The following is a 14,894-nucleotide window of genomic DNA, read 5'->3' as shown; positions in this document are numbered from 1 at the left end:
GTGCGCAGATGCGCAATCAACCCAGTGTAGCACCCGGGCGCCCCGCCGGCATGGCCAGGATGCGCGGCCGATCAGGCCCCGGGCAGCGTCAGATTTCCACCTGCGTGCCGAGCTCGATTACCCGGTTCGCCGGCAGCTTGAAGTAATCGGCCGCATCGCGCGCATTCCTGGCCATGGACGCGTACACGTTCTCGCGCCAGGTGGCCATGCCCGAACCGGGCGTGGAGATGATGTTTTGCCGGGCGACGAAATAGGAGGTCTCCATCGGCTCGAATTCGAGTCCGTATTTCGCACAGGAACCCAGGTCGGCCGGCACATCCCGCTCGTCGATGAAACCATAGAGCAGGTCGACCTGGTAGCAATCGTGGCCCAGGGGCTCGACCTTGACGCGCTCCTCGACCGGTACCGAAGGAATACCCAGCGAACGCACGGTCAGGAAAATGACCCGTTCATGCAGCACCTTGTTGTGCGTCAGGTTGTGCAGCATCGCATGCGGCACGCCGTCGCCTTCGGCGCGGAAGAACACGGCCGTTCCCGCAACGCGGTGGGGCGGACTGAGGAACAGGCTGGCCAGGAATTCCTCGAGCGGGATCAGGTGCACCTGAAGGTTCTTGAGGACCAGCTGCTTGCCCTTGCGCCAGGTCAGCATCAGGGTCACCAGCACCAGGCTGATGGCCAGGGTGAACCAGCCGCCACTGACGATTTTCAGGCTGGTCGAGGCGAACAGGGTCACATCGAACAGCAGGAAGAACCCGGTCGCGCCGATCACGGCCAGCAGCGGGTAGCCCCAGCCGAAATACACGACGAAGAAGGTCAGCAAGGTGGTGGTCAGCATCGTCGCCGTCGCGGCGATGCCGTACGCCGAAGCGAGGTTGGTCGACGATCCGAAGGCCACGACCGCGAAGACGACCGCCGCAAACTGCAGCCAGTTGATGAGCGGGATATAAATCTGGCCCTTTTCCTCGCTGGACGTGAAGATGATCTTCATGCGCGGCAGGAAGCCCAGCGAAATCGCCTGCTGGGCCACCGAGAACGCACCGGAAATTGTGGCCTGCGATGCGACGACGGCGGCCACCGTCGACAAGGCCACCAGCGGATAGATGCTCCACGCGCCCAGTTGGTAAAAGAAGGGATTGACCGAAGCGGCAGGGTTCGACAGCAGCATGGCGCCCTGGCCGAGGTAGTTCAGGGCCAGTGCAGGAAACACGACCGAAAACCAGGCCAGCCGCACCGGCTTGCGGCCGAAATGGCCCATGTCGGCATACAGCGCCTCCGCGCCCGTCAGCGCCAGCACGACGGCGCCCAGCGAGACGAAAGCAAGCCAGCCATTCTGGCGCAGGTAGGCAAACGCATACAGGGGGTTGAAGGCCGCCAGGATATCGGTGTTTTGCACGATGTTGATGACACCCATCGCCGCCAGCGTAAAGAACCAGACGAGGACGATCGGGCCGAACCACTTGCCGATGCCGCCCGTGCCGCGGCGCTGGGCCAGATAGAGGACGGTGAGCACGGCCAGGGTGATCGGCACGACATAGGGCTTGACCGCCGGCGTTGCCACTTCCAGCCCTTCGATCGAGGACAGCACCGTGATCGCGGGGGTGATCACGCCGTCACCGAAAAACAGTCCCGCACCGATCATCCCGATCAGCATGACCGGGTAGTACAACTGCCGGTGCTTGCTGACGGAGCGCAGTGCCAGGGCCGTCAAGGCCATGATGCCGCCCTCGCCTTCATTGTCGGCCCGCAGGACGAGCGTGACGTATTTCAGCGAAATCACGATGATCAGGCACCAGAGAATCAGGGAGACGACGCCGATCACGTTGGCCGGCGTGACGGCGATACCGTGGGCCGGGGCGAACACCTCTTTCATGGTGTACAGCGGGCTGGTGCCGATGTCGCCATACACGACGCCGATGGCGCCGAGTGTCAGTGCTGCGAGGGCTTTTTTTCCGGATGCTTCTGTAGTCACAATATTCCCAGCATTTATATGATGAGCATATTGTAACTAGCTTGGCTGGCGATTCGTACAGGATTGCAACCATACCGACAAAAGCCGCTTCGGGTCAGTCGTGCTTGGAGGGCTGCATGAGTCCGATCAGTCTTGCAACCACGGCTGCCAGGTAGATCAGTCCCGTAAACATTTCGATGCTCGCGAGCGAACGCGCATGCACGGTCAGCGGAATGACGTCGCCAATGCCGGTGCTCGACAGCAGCGCGAAACTCAGATAATTCAGTTCGGTCCAGGTACGCGGCAGTTCCGGGTTGACGGCTGCAGAGAAGGATCCGGGCGCCAGGATCTGCACCACCAGGTACAAGTGGGTAAAGCCCCAGGCTAAGAGCGTGAAGGTGGCGCCCGCGGCATACAGTTCGTCCGTGGTCACGCACCGGTCTTCCAGCATGTAGGCGATCAGCGAGCCGGCAGCGTAGAAATAAAACACCGCCTCCAGCGCCGACGACCACGCCTGCAACTGGGGCTGCTCATGGACCATTTGCACCACCAGCAGCGCAATGATCGGCACCGCAAGGCAGATGCTGACGCGTGTCGCACCGGGCGTGCGGCGCACCATGTTGGTCGTCAGCACCAGGATCGCGATGCCAAAGGCGTTGAGCGCAACATGCCCGGCAGCCGTGTGCTCGACAAACGGGTACAGGATCATTGCCAGCAACTGCACCAGCAGCAGGATTGCCGAAGGATGGCGCCGGGTGTGGTGGATCAGATAGGGCATGGGCATCGGCTACTCATCGGTTAGTTGGCGATGACGCCATTGTAGGCACAAGCCGTGCCACCCGGCGCTGCGATTGCCGTGCCGGCCGGCGCCTCAGGCAGCCACGACGTCGATGACGCCCATGTCCGGGGACGACATCAGGCGCTCGATATCGACCAGGATGATCATGCGCTCGTCGACCGTGCCCAGGCCCACCACGTAGTCGGTATTCAGGGCGGTGCCCATGTCCGGCGCCGGCTTGATCTGCTCGGCCGTCAGTGTGATCACGTCCGACACCGAATCGACCACCATGCCGACCACGCGGTCCTGGATGTTGAGGATGATGACGACGGTGAACTGGTTATAGGTCGGCTCGCCGAGCTTGAACTTGATGCGCATGTCGACGATCGGCACGATCGTGCCGCGCAGGTTGACCACGCCCTTGACGTGCTCCGGAGCGCTGGCGATGCGGGTGACCGATTCGTAGCCGCGGATCTCCTGCACCTTTAGGATCTTGATGCCGTATTCCTCGTTGCCGAGTTTGAAGGCGAGCGCTTCGAGTACGCCGTCGTTCATCAAGATATTGTCCATGGCCTGCCGTGATTAAAAAGAGAATACCGCCATTGTAGTGTTTTTCCGTATGGCAACATACGAACACCGCTTCCGACAGCGGCAACTGTCTCGCCGCTGCAACTGCCTGCTCCTCCAGCGCAGCGGCTCCCTCCTCCTCTATAATGTTCTTTTTTGCAAATCACAGCGCCCAATCATGGAATTAGCCAAGTCTTTCGAGCCAGCCGACATTGAACAATACTGGCGTAAAGCGTGGGAAGAGCGCGGCTACTTCGCCGCCACCCTCGACGCCGACAAACCGTCGTTCAGCATCCAGCTGCCGCCACCGAACGTGACCGGCACGCTGCACATGGGCCACGCGTTCAACCAGACCGTGATGGACGGCCTGACGCGCTACTACCGCATGCGCGGCCATAACACGGCCTGGATCCCGGGCACCGACCACGCCGGCATCGCCACCCAGATCGTGGTCGAGCGCCAGCTCGACGCCCAGAAGATTTCGCGCCACGATCTTGGCCGCGACGCCTTCATCGCCAAGGTCTGGGAGTGGAAGGAACAGTCGGGCAACACCATCACCGGCCAGATGCGCCGCATGGGCGCGTCCGCCGACTGGAAGCGCGAATACTTCACGATGGATGAGGCGCGCTCGAAAACCGTCACGGAAGTGTTCGTGCGCCTGTACGAGCAGGGCCTGATCTACCGCGGCAAGCGCCTGGTCAATTGGGACCCGAAGCTGGGCACCGCCGTCTCCGACCTCGAAGTCGATTCGGTCGAAGAAGACGGTTTTATGTGGTACATCCGCTATCCGCTGGTCGACGGCAGCGGCGACCTGACGGTGGCCACGACGCGTCCCGAAACCATGCTGGGCGACGTCGCCGTGGCGGTGGACCCGAGCGATGAGCGTTACACCCACTTGCACGGCAAGATGTTGAAACTGCCGCTCACGGGGCGCGAAGTGCCGGTCATCGCCGACACCTATGTGGACAAGGAATTCGGCACCGGCTGCGTGAAGATCACGCCGGCCCACGACTTCAACGACTATGCGGTCGGCCAGCGCGCCGGCCTCGAGCCGCTCAACATTTTTACGCTGGACGCGAAGATCAACGAGAACGCGCCGGCCGCCTACCAGGGCATGGACCGTTTCGCCGCGCGCAAGCAGATCGTCGCCGACCTCGAAGCCCAGGGCTTCCTCCAGGAAGTCAAACCGCACAAGCTGATGGTGCCGCGCGGCGACCGCACCGGCGTCGTCATCGAGCCGATGCTGACCGACCAGTGGTTCGTCGCCATGACCAAGCCGGCGCCGGAAGGGACCTTCAATCCCGGCAAATCGATTACCGACGTGGCGCTGGAAAAGGTAGCGAATGGCGAGATCAGGTTCGTGCCCGAAAACTGGAGCACGACCTACAACCAGTGGCTCGGCAACATCCAGGACTGGTGCATCTCGCGCCAGCTGTGGTGGGGCCACCGCATCCCGGCCTGGTTCGACGAAAACGGCAACATCATCGTCGCCCGCGACGAGGAAGAAGCGCAAGCCAAGGCGGCCGCCAGCGGCGTCACGGGCACGCTGCGCCGCGACGACGACGTGCTCGACACCTGGTTCTCCTCGGCCCTGGTGCCCTTCTCGACCATGGGCTGGCCCGAGGAGACGCCGGACATGAAGATGTTCCTGCCGTCCTCGGTGCTGGTCACCGGTTTCGACATCATCTTCTTCTGGGTCGCGCGCATGGTCATGATGACGGCGCACTTCACGGGCAAGGTGCCCTTCGACACCGTCTACGTGCACGGCCTGGTGCGTGACTCGCAGGGCCAGAAGATGTCGAAGTCGAAGGGCAATACGCTCGACCCGATCGACCTGATCGACGGTATCGACATCGAGTCGCTGGTGGCGAAACGCACCGCCGGCCTGATGGACCCGCGCGCCGCCGAAAAGATCGCGAAAGCCACGCGCAAGGAATTCCCGAGCGGGATCCCGGCCTTCGGCACCGACGCCGTGCGCTTCACCATGGCCAGCTACGCCTCCCTGGGCCGCAACATCAATTTCGACCTGGGCCGCGCCGAGGGCTACCGCAACTTCTGCAACAAGCTGTGGAACGCGACCCGCTTCGTGATGATGAACACGGAAGGGAAAGATTGCGGCCAGCCGGACGACGCCGACCTGTCGCAGGCCGACCGCTGGATCATCTCGCTGATGAACCGCGCCGAGCTCGAGGTGGCGAAAGGCTTTGCCGACTACCGCTTCGACAATATCGCCTCGACCATCTACAAATTCGTCTGGGACGAGTATTGCGACTGGTACCTGGAAGTGGCCAAGGTCTCGGTCCAGCAAGGCAGCGAGGCGCAGCAGCGCGCCACCCGCCACACCCTGCTGCGCGTGCTGGAAGTGATCCTGCGCCTGGCGCATCCGATCATCCCCTTCGTCACCGAAGCGCTGTGGCAGGCGATCGCGCCGCTGGCCGGCAAAGGACCGGGCGAAAATCGTGATTCGATCATGATGCAGCCCTACCCGATCGCCGACGAAGCGCTGATCAGCGAATCGGCCGAAGCCTGGATGGCCCAGCTGAAGGAATTGACGAATGCAACGCGCAACCTGCGCGGCGAAATGAAGCTGGCGCCGTCGCTGCGGGTGCCGCTGATCGTCGAGCCGGGCAACGTGCTTGACCACGCCAACATGGCCGGCTTCGCGCCGTTCATTGCATCACTCGGCAAGCTCGCCGAGGTGCAGATCGTCGACGCGCTGCCGGAGTCGCCGGCGGCGGTCTCGGTGGTCGGCACCACCAAGCTGATGCTCAAGGTCGAGATCGATCTCAAAGCCGAACGCGAGCGCCTCTCGAAAGAGATCGCCCGCATCCAGGGCGAAATCGCCAAGGCCGAAGGCAAGCTGTCGAGCGAAAGTTTTGTCGCGCGCGCGCCGGCCGCGGTGGTGGCGCAGGAGAAGGAACGCGTGGCGAACTTCTCGGCGACGGTCGACAAGATGCGCGAGCAGCTGGGCAAGCTCGCCGCGGGCTGAAACATCCAGCAACCATTTTTCGACAAGGAAAGTGCAGGGTTTGCTACACTGCCTTTCAGCGACACTACAACAACGGAGACTCCACAATGCGTACCCTGATCAAAGCCAGCCTCATCGCCACCATGCTGTTCACTTCCGCCGCCTGGGCCCAGAATGCCTCGCCGATTGGCCTGTGGAAGACCATCGACGACGAAACCGGCAAGCCGAAGGCCCTGGTGCGCGTCACCGAGGAAAACGGCGCCCTGCAGGGCAAGATCGAGAAGCTGTTCCGCGGTCCGAACGAAGACCAGAATCCGAAATGCGTCGCCTGCACCGACTCGCGCAAGAACCAGCCGATCATCGGCATGACGATCGTGTCGGGCCTGAAGAAGGACGGCGACGAGTTCACCGGCGGCGAGATCCTCGACCCGTCCAAGGGCAAGGTCTACAAGAGCAAGGCAACCCTGCGCGACGGCGGCCAGAAGCTCGAAGTGCGCGGCTACATCGGCGCACCGATGTTCGGCCGTTCGCAGGTCTGGCAGCGCGAAGGCTGATTCCTTCCTGTTTCATCCGAAGCGGCCCGAGGGCCGCTTTTTTCATGTCCGTCAGGCCGGTCCCTGGCTGGCCAGCAGCCCGATGATGTGCTCGATGCTGTAGGGCTTGGCCGCAAACGGGTATGAGCGGTGGCCGGCAAACAGTGCGGGCGCCGTGAAGCCGGAGGTCAGCACGATCCTGATCGACGGGTACAGGCTGCCGATCGCGTCCGCCAGTTGCAGCCCGTTCATCCCCGGCATCATCACATCCGAGAACACGGCGTCGATCGCGGGATCGCAGGCCAGGATCTGAAGCGCCTCGCCGGCGCCGTAGGCAACGCGCGTCTCGAGGCCATGGCCGCGCAGCAGAGATTCCGCCAGGTCGGCCAGATCACGCTCGTCGTCCACCACCAGCACTTTGCGCGCTTGCATGCCCCTTACCGCCGGCGCGCTCAAGCAGCCTGCGGGCCGGGGGCGCCGCTTGTCCCGGCGTCCGAATGGAATCCCTTCGGCATGCGCGGCATCGTGACCGTGAAGGTGGTGCCGTCGGCGTCGGTGGAGGCCAGCTTCACATGTCCGCCATGCGCGTGGACGATCTCGCGCGAAATGAACAGGCCGATACCCAGGCTGGTGCGCTCGGCATAGTCGTCGCTTCCGGCATTCACGCTGGCGGCGATGCGCACCATCGGATCGAACACGCTCGACAGCATCTCGGGCGGAATGGTCGCGCCGCGGTTGTTCACGGCAATCACGGCGTCGCCGTCGGCGGCCGTCACCCGGACCGTGACCGGCACTTCCGGGTCGCCGTACTGGATGGCGTTGCCGATCAGGTTGGACAGCACCTGCGCAATGCGGCTCTCGTCGAAGATCGCGTCCACCTGGGGCGGATGATGCAGTTCGATCAGCTGTTCCGGATGGTAGGTACGCAGCTCGTTGACCACTTCTTCGCACACCGCGACCAGGCTGCCCTGCTTGACCCGGATCGGAATGCCCGGGCCCAGGTGGGTCCGCGTGAAGTCGATCAGGTCGTTGATCAGCTTACTCATGCGCTTGGCGCTGTTGAACATCCGGGTCGCCACTAAAACATAGCGCGGCGGGATGTCGTTCGCCTGCATCATGAAGCTCGACCCGGTCACGACCGTGCCCAGCGGATTGCGCAGGTCGTGGCCGAGGATCGCAAGGAACATGTTCTGCGACTGCTTCACCATGAACTCGTAGCGCGCGACCGATTCGGCCAGGGCCTGGTCGAGCGCCTCGTTGAAGCGCGTGACGTCACCCATGTGCGCGCTGCGGGTGCCGCCGGAATCCGCAGCCCAGAGTGTCAGCACGCTCGAACGCAGGGCGCGGTATTCGGAGACCAGCTGCACCACCGTGTAGCCGGACAGCAGGCGCGCTTCGGCATGGGTTTCGGCGGCCGTGTCGTCGCTGCCGCGCTTGCCCAGGCCCTTCGACTTGTTGGCGCGCTCCGGCTCGGACTGCGCCGTCGCCAGGTCGGCGGCGAAGGCGAGCAGCATCTGGCGCGCGTGGTCGCGCAGCTCGGCGTCGTCCATCGTCAGCGCCGGCGGCTCGATGGTGCGCGCGAAATCTTCCCATGCCTGCAGGATCGACTCCATATTGTCGCGAATAAAGCTTCCCAATCGATAATCTGTCATTTTGTCTACAACCTCTCTATTCCCCGATTCCACGAGATTCGCTTAGAACGGGTTTCGGGATAATAACAGCCATTATTCCGATTAATCGAAAAGAGGACAAACACACAAGGACGAAATAAAACCGAAATCATTAGGCAAACCGGATAAAACCCTGTATCTTCCATCTCGCACTACGTCAAGCCGTTGTTATTGTTGGTCTCTTTCCCGTCTCGCCTTTCCGGCAGTCCTGTTTGATTTCCTCCCGTTACACCCTCTCTTGGTCGAATGTGCACCGGGCATCGTTGCCCATGCAAAAAAAAAGGAAACGTACATGACTACTTTAACTGGCACCGTCAAATGGTTCAACGACGCCAAAGGCTTCGGCTTCATCACCCCTGATGCAGGCGGCGGCGACCTGTTCGCCCACTTCCAGGACATCCAGTCGGAAGGCTTCAAGAGCCTGGCTGAGAACCAGCGCGTCTCGTTCGAGCGCTCGACCGGTCCTAAAGGCGAAAAAGCCGGAAACATCCGCGCGATTTAATCAGCGGATTTTCCAGATCGGCTGATCAAGGCGCGCACCACGCAGATAGCGTGGGCGAGGCCCCAGCGAAAAAAAGCCCGCCAATTGGCGGGCTTTTTGCATTGGTTCGAATCAGATTATCGGCACCATCTGGTTACCATCACAAGATATTCCGAATCAAATCGGAACTATACGATTCGTCATGCGCAACATTATCGACGGGCGTTTTCTTTTTCCAGTTCTTTGTTTCCCGTTTCACGTTTTCCCGCATCGTAGATCGGCATGAAACGCAGCATCGAAAGAATTGCCAGCGCAAACAGGGCGCTCAACACCGCGGTCGCCTCGCGGCCCATTCCTGCGGCGATGCCGACGGCGGCCGTCAGCCACACGCTGGCCGCCGTGGTGAGTCCCTTGATATCGTTTTTGTCGGTCTGCTTCAGGATGGCGCCGGCGCCCAGGAAGCCAATGCCGGCCGTGATCCCCTGCAGCACGCGCGAGACATCGCCGATTTCCATGCCCGCCTGCAGCGGGATCAGCACGAACAGGGCCGAGCCGAGCGAGACCAGCATATGGGTGCGCAAGCCGGCGGAAGCGCCGACCGATTCGCGCTCATAGCCGAGCATCCCCCCGAGTATCATCGCCACCATCAGGCGCACCACGATGCGCGTGATGTCCTCGACGTTGCCGAGGTCCGAAAATTCCTGCTGTATCGTGATCCAACTTTGTTCCAACCACACGTGCCGCTCCCATTGCCGATTCAGGAAGCATGATGGCAGATTGGCGGACTGGACGGCGCTCTACAGCCAGCCGGCGTCGCGCGCCAATCGGTAAGCCTCGACGCGGTTCGTGGCGCCCAGCTTGCTGATCGCCTCCGACAGGTAGTTGCGCACCGTGCCTTCGGACAGGTGGACCTGGCGCGCGATGTCGGCGCTGCTGCGGCCTTCTCCCGCCAGGCGCAATACCTGCCGTTCGCGTTCGGACAGCGGGTCCTGGGTGCCGCCCCAGCCCTCTAAAGCCAGTTCGGGCGCCACCGCGCGTCCGCCGCCGTGCACGGTGCGGATGGCGGCGGCCAGGGTGTCGGCCGGCGCGTCCTTCAGCAGGTAGCCACGCACGCCGGCGGCCAGCGCGCGCCGCAAATAGCCGCTGCGCCCGAAGGTGGTCACGATCACGACGCGGCTGCGAGAGCCTTGTTCGCCGAGGCAGGCTGCCAGTTCCAGCCCGGTCATGTGCGGCATTTCGATATCGGTCAGGACGATGTCGGGCGCGAGCCGGGTGCACAGCGCCAGCGCTTCCCGGCCGTCTGCGGCCAGGGCCACCACGTCGAAATCGGCTTCCAGCCCGAGCAAGGCTGCCAGTGCGCCGCGCACCAGGGCCTGGTCTTCGGCGATCAGGATGCGGATCACGCCGGCACCGTCAGCTCGAGCGCCAGCCCGTCGCCCTCGGACAGGGCCAGCCTGCCGCCGAGAGCGCTCACGCGCTCGCGCATGCCCGTCAGGCCGTTACCCTGACGGAGCCCCGCGCCGCCGCGCAGGCGCTCGCCGTCGTCGGCCACGCGCAGCACCACGCTGCCCTCCTCCAGTGCGAGCGACAAGGTACAGCGGCGCGCGCCGGCATGGCGCACGACATTCGTCACCGCTTCGCGCAGCGCCAGCGCCAGCACGTGCTCGGTGGCAGGGGCCAGGGCGATACGTTCGACCCGCTCCTCGAGTTCGACGCCGGCGGTCGCCAGGCTGGCGCGCGCGCCCGCCAGTGCATGCGCCAGGCCGCTTTCGCGGTAGCCGCTGACGGCGGCGCGCACTTCAGCCAGGGTCTGGCGCGCACTGGTCTCGATGTCCGCAATCTCACGTTCGCAGGCATGGGCGTCGCGGTGCACGAGTTTGCGCGCCAGTTCGGCTTTCAGCGCGATCATCGACAGCGAATGCCCGAGCAGGTCGTGCAGGTCGCGCGAGATGCGTTCGCGCTCGGCGATGGTGGCCATGTGTTCCACCTCTTCCTGCTTGCGCATCAGTGCCTGGCTTGAGCGGCGCAGTCGCGCATCCATCACCGAGCCGATACCCACCGGCAGGCTGATGGTCAGGATCGGCATCAGGAACAGCCAGCGCATCTGCCCCTGCGCGATCTGCAGGGAGGTGAGCGCGCCGAGCAGCATCACGCCCACTATTGCCAGCATCGCGCGCCGCAGCGGCATGATGTGGGCGGCCATGGCGCAGGCGAAGATGAAGAAGGTGCCGGCGCCGGCGTTCCATGGCGCCCAGGCCGCGCCGATCAGGCAACCCGCCAGCATGCAGGCAGCTACCTGCCAGCCACGCGCCCAGTAGCTGGCGCAGTACAGCGGCAGGAAGACCGCGAAGGTCAGCACCAGCAGCGCCACCTCGACGGCGCCCGGCGCCACATACGCATATTTCCAGAACATGTAAGCCAGGCTCAGCAGCCAGAAGTAAGGCATCTTGCCCTGTTCCGGCGGGATCCACGGTCCCGTCCACAATCTATGTATCCCGCGCCCGATCCTGGTCATCGCTTTTTTATCCTTGTTATTGGGCCAGCAGGCGCACGTCCGCGATCTCGAAGCGGTAGTCGCCCGGCTGCGGGCCGGCGTTGAATCCTAACATGGTCACCAGCGCCGGATCGATGCCTTTCAGCTCGCTGAAGGGGATGGTCACCTCGGCCCATTCCGGTCCTGCGGTGAAGGACTTCGCGCCCGGTATCCGGACGCCCTGCGACATGGCGATCAGCTGGTAGGTCTTGCCGTCGCCGCGCGCCTTGAAACGCACCAGCTTCGCGCTCGACAGGTCGACCGGCTGCATCGGCGCGCTTCCCGGCATGAAGGCGACGCCGGCCCAGGCGAAGGGCAGGCCCGGCGCCACTTTGGCGGCGATCGCCAGCGGCACCTGGCCGTCCGTCAGCGCCGGCCCGGCCGCCAGGGCGACGGTCGACTTGCCGCCTACAAAACTGTCGGTCGACGGGCCCCATCCCATGCCGAAGGGACTGGCCAGCTGCTTGTCGCTGAACATGCTGATGCGGCCATCGAGCGGCAGCGCCAGTGGGCTCTTCAGCTCCTGCGCCGCGGCGGCGACGCGCTGGCGCTGGCCGTCGCGCAGGCCCTTGGCGCTCTCGCCATCCTTCCAGACCTCGACGATCCGGCGCGTGGCCAGGATATCGGCGGCCGGGTTGCCGTCGACCAGCAGCAGGTCGGCCTTGTAGCCCTTGTCGATGCGGCCGCGCCGGCCGAGCTTGAATGCCTGCGCCGGCACGCTGGTCGCCGCCGCCAGCGCCTGCGCTGAACTCAGGCCGGCGTCGACCAGCGCCGCCAGTTCGCGATGCATGCTGATCCCGTACTGGGTGCCGGGGTTGCCGGCGTCGGTGCCCGCCAGCAGCGGGACGCCCGCCTCCATCATCGCCCTGGCGACGGCTTTCGGCGCCAGCAGCCTTTCCGGACGCGCCGTGTTGCCGTAGCGCGCCTTGAGCGGAGTCTGCGCGGTCTTGTCGAGCAGCCCGGCAAAGGCGGCATTCGCCAGCAGGTCGTCGCCGCGCCAGCCCGCCATGCTCTCCAGTACAGTAAAAGTGGGGATCACGAAGGCGCCCTTGGAGCGTGCCAGCTGCGCCAGCCCATTCGCATCGGCGGACTCCCCGGGGAACAGGTGCACCAGGCCGTCGGCGCCGGCTTCCAGCACGGCGCGCGCATCCTTTTCGTTACCGATATGGACCACGGCCAGCTTGCCGCGCTTGTGCGCCGCCGCGATCACGGCCTGCGTCGTCGCCAGGTCGAGCGACTGGAAACCGTAGCCGGTCTCCATCACGATCTTGATGAAATCGGAGCCTTCGGCGATGCGCGCGTCGACAAAGGCCTGGGCCTGTTCCGGCCCCGTGATGGTGGGGATCGGGATGCCGAACTGGGTGCCGTGGCCATTCGGGGCGGTGACCAGGGTGCCGGCCGAGAACAGGTCGGCATGCTGGTGATTGCCGCCCGCTGCCATCGCCGATTTCGCCTTTTTCATCATGCCGACATCGGTAAACATGTCGATCTGGGTGGTCACGCCGAACAGCACCGGCAGTTCTTGCGATGCAAAGGCATGGGTATGCGAGTCGATCAGGCCCGGCAGCAGCGTGCGGCCCTGCCCTTCGACCACGCGCGCGCCCTGGGGCGCGGCGCCGCGGTAGTTCGCGTCGAGGATCACGCCTTTGTCGAACAGTACGGAGCGGCGCTCGTGGACCTTGCTGCCGTCGAAGACGCGCACGTCCTTGATTAGCGTGGGCGCGGCGAATGCGGTAGGGCTGAGGCCAAGGGCGGCGCACAGCATCAGGCTTGTCAGGACGGTCGGTTTCATCGGGCTCTCCCAGGTTGGTATGGGGCGAGTATCCGAATTTGGGGGCAGGCGCGCCAGACGCGGCTGCCATGATATTTACATTACAAATGTCATGTGCGTGCTCAGTTGCGTGGCCTTTGTCGCACAAGGTGCCGGTCGAGGGCGTTGGCAAAAGCCTGGCGGTCGCCCTGGCTGAAGGCGGGCGGGCCGCCGGTGTCGACGCCGCCGCTGCGCAATTCTTCCATGAAGGCGCGCATCGTCAGCTGCTGGGCGATGGTGTCCTTCGTATAAAAATCGCCGCGCGGATTCAGGGCGAAGCCGCCCTTTTCCAGCACCAGCGCCGCCAGCGGAATGTCGCCGGTGACGACCAGGTCGCCGGGCGCCAGGCGTTCGACGATCTCGAGGTCGGCGACATCGGCGCCGCTCGGCACCTGCAGCGCGCGGATGTATTTCGAGCCGGGCACGCGCATCAGCTGGTTCGCCACCAGGGTCACGGGGATTTGCGTGCGCTCGGCAACCCGGTACAGGATGTCCTTGATGACGCCCGGGCAGGCGTCGGCATCGACCCAGATCTGCATCACTGCAGGTTGTCCCACAGGTCGCCCGTCGGGCTGATGCGCGGCGCGGCGACGCCGAAGTGCAGGTAGGCCGCCGGCGTGGCGATGCGCCCGCGCGGGGTGCGCTGCAGGTAGCCCTGCTGGATCAAATACGGTTCGAGCACGTCTTCGATGGTGTCGGCCGCTTCGCCGATGGCGGCGGCCAGGTTGCCGATGCCGACCGGCCCGCCGCCGAATTTGAACAGCACCGCTTCGAGAAGTTTGCGGTCCATCACGTCGAAGCCGACCGAGTCGACGTCGAGCATTTTGAGGGCCAGGTCGGCGATGTTCTTGGTGATGTCGCCGTTGGCTTTGACTTCCGCGTAGTCGCGCACGCGGCGCAGCAGGCGGTTGGCGATACGCGGCGTGCCGCGCGCGCGCATCGCCACTTCGCGCGCGCCGTCGTCATTGATGGGCGCGCCCAGCAGCGCGGCGCTGCGGGTGACGATCTTGGTCAGTTCATCGACGTTGTAAAACTCGAGGCGGGCGACGATGCCGAAGCGGTCGCGCAGCGGGTTGGTCAGCATGCCGGCGCGGGTGGTGGCGCCGACCAGCGTGAAGGGCTGCAGGTCGAGCTTCACGGAACGCGCGGCCGGGCCTTCGCCGATCAGGATATCGATCTGGTAGTCTTCCAGCGCCGGGTACAGGATTTCCTCGACCACCGGCGACAGGCGGTGGATCTCGTCGATGAACAGCACGTCGTTCGGCTCGAGGTTGGTGAGGATGGCGGCCAGGTCGCCCGGGCGCTCGAGCACCGGGCCCGAGGTCTGGCGCAGGTTCACGCCCATCTCGCGCGCGATGATGTGCGCCAGCGTGGTTTTACCGAGGCCCGGCGGGCCGAACAGCAGGGTGTGGTCGAGCGCTTCCTTGCGCTTGCGCGCGGCCGAAATGAAGATTTCGAGCTGGTCGCGGATCTTTTCCTGGCCGACGTATTCGTCGAGCTGCTTCGGACGCAAGGCGCGCTCGATCGCTTCCTCGTTGGGCGAACTGGGAGCGGCGTCGATGACGCGCTGCTCGGTGAAATTATCGGTCTGGATGCTCATGTTTTA

14 protein-coding genes are annotated in these 14,894 nt (G+C 64.2%); 3 read left to right on the top strand and 11 right to left on the bottom strand.

Annotation, left to right across the window (positions count from 1 at the left end; translation table 11 throughout):
* Positions 1-88: 88 nt before the first annotated feature.
* From AC56KZ_RS14710 to AC56KZ_RS14700, 3 genes are all read right to left on the bottom strand, one after another.
* Positions 89-1,969 (bottom strand): potassium transporter Kup, encoded by a 1,881-nt coding sequence (locus tag AC56KZ_RS14710; RefSeq protein ID WP_497162923.1) that lies wholly within the window; start codon positions 1,967-1,969, stop codon positions 89-91.
* 94 nt (positions 1,970-2,063) lie between these two features.
* Complete coding sequence (locus tag AC56KZ_RS14705; RefSeq protein WP_497162922.1) at positions 2,064-2,732, bottom strand: ion channel; 669 nt, start codon at positions 2,730-2,732, stop codon at positions 2,064-2,066.
* 87 nt (positions 2,733-2,819) lie between these two features.
* Positions 2,820-3,296: a chemotaxis protein CheW gene (locus tag AC56KZ_RS14700; RefSeq protein WP_497162921.1), complete on the bottom strand. Its 477-nt coding sequence runs from the start codon at positions 3,294-3,296 to the stop codon at positions 2,820-2,822.
* Between the two features lie 175 nt (positions 3,297-3,471).
* Between AC56KZ_RS14700 and AC56KZ_RS14695 the strand changes: the two genes are divergently transcribed.
* Together AC56KZ_RS14695 and AC56KZ_RS14690 are read left to right on the top strand one after the other, a co-directional pair.
* Positions 3,472-6,282, top strand: coding sequence for a valine--tRNA ligase (locus tag AC56KZ_RS14695; RefSeq protein WP_497162920.1), 2,811 nt, complete (start codon positions 3,472-3,474; stop codon positions 6,280-6,282).
* 86 nt (positions 6,283-6,368) lie between these two features.
* Positions 6,369-6,815, top strand: a complete 447-nt coding sequence (locus tag AC56KZ_RS14690) for a DUF2147 domain-containing protein (protein WP_497162919.1) — start codon at positions 6,369-6,371, stop codon at positions 6,813-6,815.
* Positions 6,816-6,866: 51 nt separating this feature from the next.
* Here the strand turns inward: AC56KZ_RS14690 and AC56KZ_RS14685 are convergent, their stop codons facing one another.
* Both AC56KZ_RS14685 and AC56KZ_RS14680 read right to left on the bottom strand, forming a co-directional pair.
* Positions 6,867-7,226 carry a response regulator gene (locus AC56KZ_RS14685; protein WP_497162918.1) on the bottom strand — a complete coding sequence of 120 codons (360 nt, stop codon included), beginning with the start codon at positions 7,224-7,226 and terminating at the stop codon, positions 6,867-6,869.
* A 20-nt stretch (positions 7,227-7,246) separates the two neighbouring features.
* The gene (locus AC56KZ_RS14680; protein WP_497162917.1) at positions 7,247-8,407 is read right to left on the bottom strand and encodes an ATP-binding protein; all 1,161 of its coding nucleotides are present in this window, start codon (positions 8,405-8,407) and stop codon (positions 7,247-7,249) included.
* A 349-nt stretch (positions 8,408-8,756) separates the two neighbouring features.
* Here AC56KZ_RS14680 and AC56KZ_RS14675 point away from each other — a divergent pair, with 349 nt between their 5' ends.
* Positions 8,757-8,966 carry a cold-shock protein gene (locus AC56KZ_RS14675; protein WP_497162916.1) on the top strand — a complete coding sequence of 70 codons (210 nt, stop codon included), beginning with the start codon at positions 8,757-8,759 and terminating at the stop codon, positions 8,964-8,966.
* Positions 8,967-9,157: 191 nt separating this feature from the next.
* On the opposite strand, the gene AC56KZ_RS14670 is transcribed toward AC56KZ_RS14675, so the two are convergent.
* The 6 genes from AC56KZ_RS14670 to ruvB form a co-directional block, all read right to left on the bottom strand.
* Positions 9,158-9,682, bottom strand: coding sequence for an MgtC/SapB family protein (locus tag AC56KZ_RS14670; RefSeq protein WP_497162915.1), 525 nt, complete (start codon positions 9,680-9,682; stop codon positions 9,158-9,160).
* Between the two features lie 60 nt (positions 9,683-9,742).
* Positions 9,743-10,348: a response regulator transcription factor gene (locus AC56KZ_RS14665; RefSeq protein WP_497162914.1), complete on the bottom strand. Its 606-nt coding sequence runs from the start codon at positions 10,346-10,348 to the stop codon at positions 9,743-9,745.
* Positions 10,345-11,430, bottom strand: a complete 1,086-nt coding sequence (locus AC56KZ_RS14660; RefSeq protein ID WP_497162913.1) for a sensor histidine kinase — start codon at positions 11,428-11,430, stop codon at positions 10,345-10,347. The genes AC56KZ_RS14665 and AC56KZ_RS14660 overlap by 4 nt, the downstream gene beginning before the upstream one ends.
* Before the next feature lie 46 nt (positions 11,431-11,476).
* Positions 11,477-13,270 carry a CIA30 family protein gene (locus AC56KZ_RS14655; protein WP_497162912.1) on the bottom strand — a complete coding sequence of 598 codons (1,794 nt, stop codon included), beginning with the start codon at positions 13,268-13,270 and terminating at the stop codon, positions 11,477-11,479.
* Positions 13,271-13,371: 101 nt separating this feature from the next.
* A complete protein-coding gene (locus tag AC56KZ_RS14650) occupies positions 13,372-13,827 on the bottom strand; it encodes a YaiI/YqxD family protein (RefSeq protein ID WP_497163139.1) in 456 nt (151 codons plus the stop codon).
* The gene (gene ruvB, locus AC56KZ_RS14645) at positions 13,827-14,888 is read right to left on the bottom strand and encodes a Holliday junction branch migration DNA helicase RuvB (protein ID WP_497162911.1); all 1,062 of its coding nucleotides are present in this window, start codon (positions 14,886-14,888) and stop codon (positions 13,827-13,829) included. Before ruvB ends, AC56KZ_RS14650 begins: the two co-directional genes overlap by 1 nt.
* Positions 14,889-14,894 lie beyond the last annotated feature (6 nt).

The organism is Telluria sp. LT2P34 (assembly GCF_059685915.1).
The sequence above is the reverse complement of the archived record's forward strand: the minus strand, read 5'-3'. Positions and strand labels throughout refer to the sequence as shown.

Excerpts from the sequence above, each read along its gene's own strand:
- AC56KZ_RS14705 (WP_497162922.1), bottom strand. The coding sequence starts at position 2,732 with ATGCCCATGCCCTATCTGATCCACCACACCCGGCGCCATCCTTCGGCA.
- AC56KZ_RS14700 (WP_497162921.1), bottom strand. The coding sequence starts at position 3,296 with ATGGACAATATCTTGATGAACGACGGCGTACTCGAAGCGCTCGCCTTC.
- AC56KZ_RS14695 (WP_497162920.1), top strand. The coding sequence starts at position 3,472 with ATGGAATTAGCCAAGTCTTTCGAGCCAGCCGACATTGAACAATACTGG.
- AC56KZ_RS14690 (WP_497162919.1), top strand. The coding sequence starts at position 6,369 with ATGCGTACCCTGATCAAAGCCAGCCTCATCGCCACCATGCTGTTCACT.
- AC56KZ_RS14685 (WP_497162918.1), bottom strand. The coding sequence starts at position 7,226 with ATGCAAGCGCGCAAAGTGCTGGTGGTGGACGACGAGCGTGATCTGGCC.
- AC56KZ_RS14680 (WP_497162917.1), bottom strand. The coding sequence starts at position 8,407 with ATGGAGTCGATCCTGCAGGCATGGGAAGATTTCGCGCGCACCATCGAG.
- AC56KZ_RS14675 (WP_497162916.1), top strand. The coding sequence starts at position 8,757 with ATGACTACTTTAACTGGCACCGTCAAATGGTTCAACGACGCCAAAGGC.
- AC56KZ_RS14655 (WP_497162912.1), bottom strand. The coding sequence starts at position 13,270 with ATGAAACCGACCGTCCTGACAAGCCTGATGCTGTGCGCCGCCCTTGGC.
- AC56KZ_RS14650 (WP_497163139.1), bottom strand. The coding sequence starts at position 13,827 with ATGCAGATCTGGGTCGATGCCGACGCCTGCCCGGGCGTCATCAAGGAC.
- ruvB (WP_497162911.1), bottom strand. The coding sequence starts at position 14,888 with ATGAGCATCCAGACCGATAATTTCACCGAGCAGCGCGTCATCGACGCC.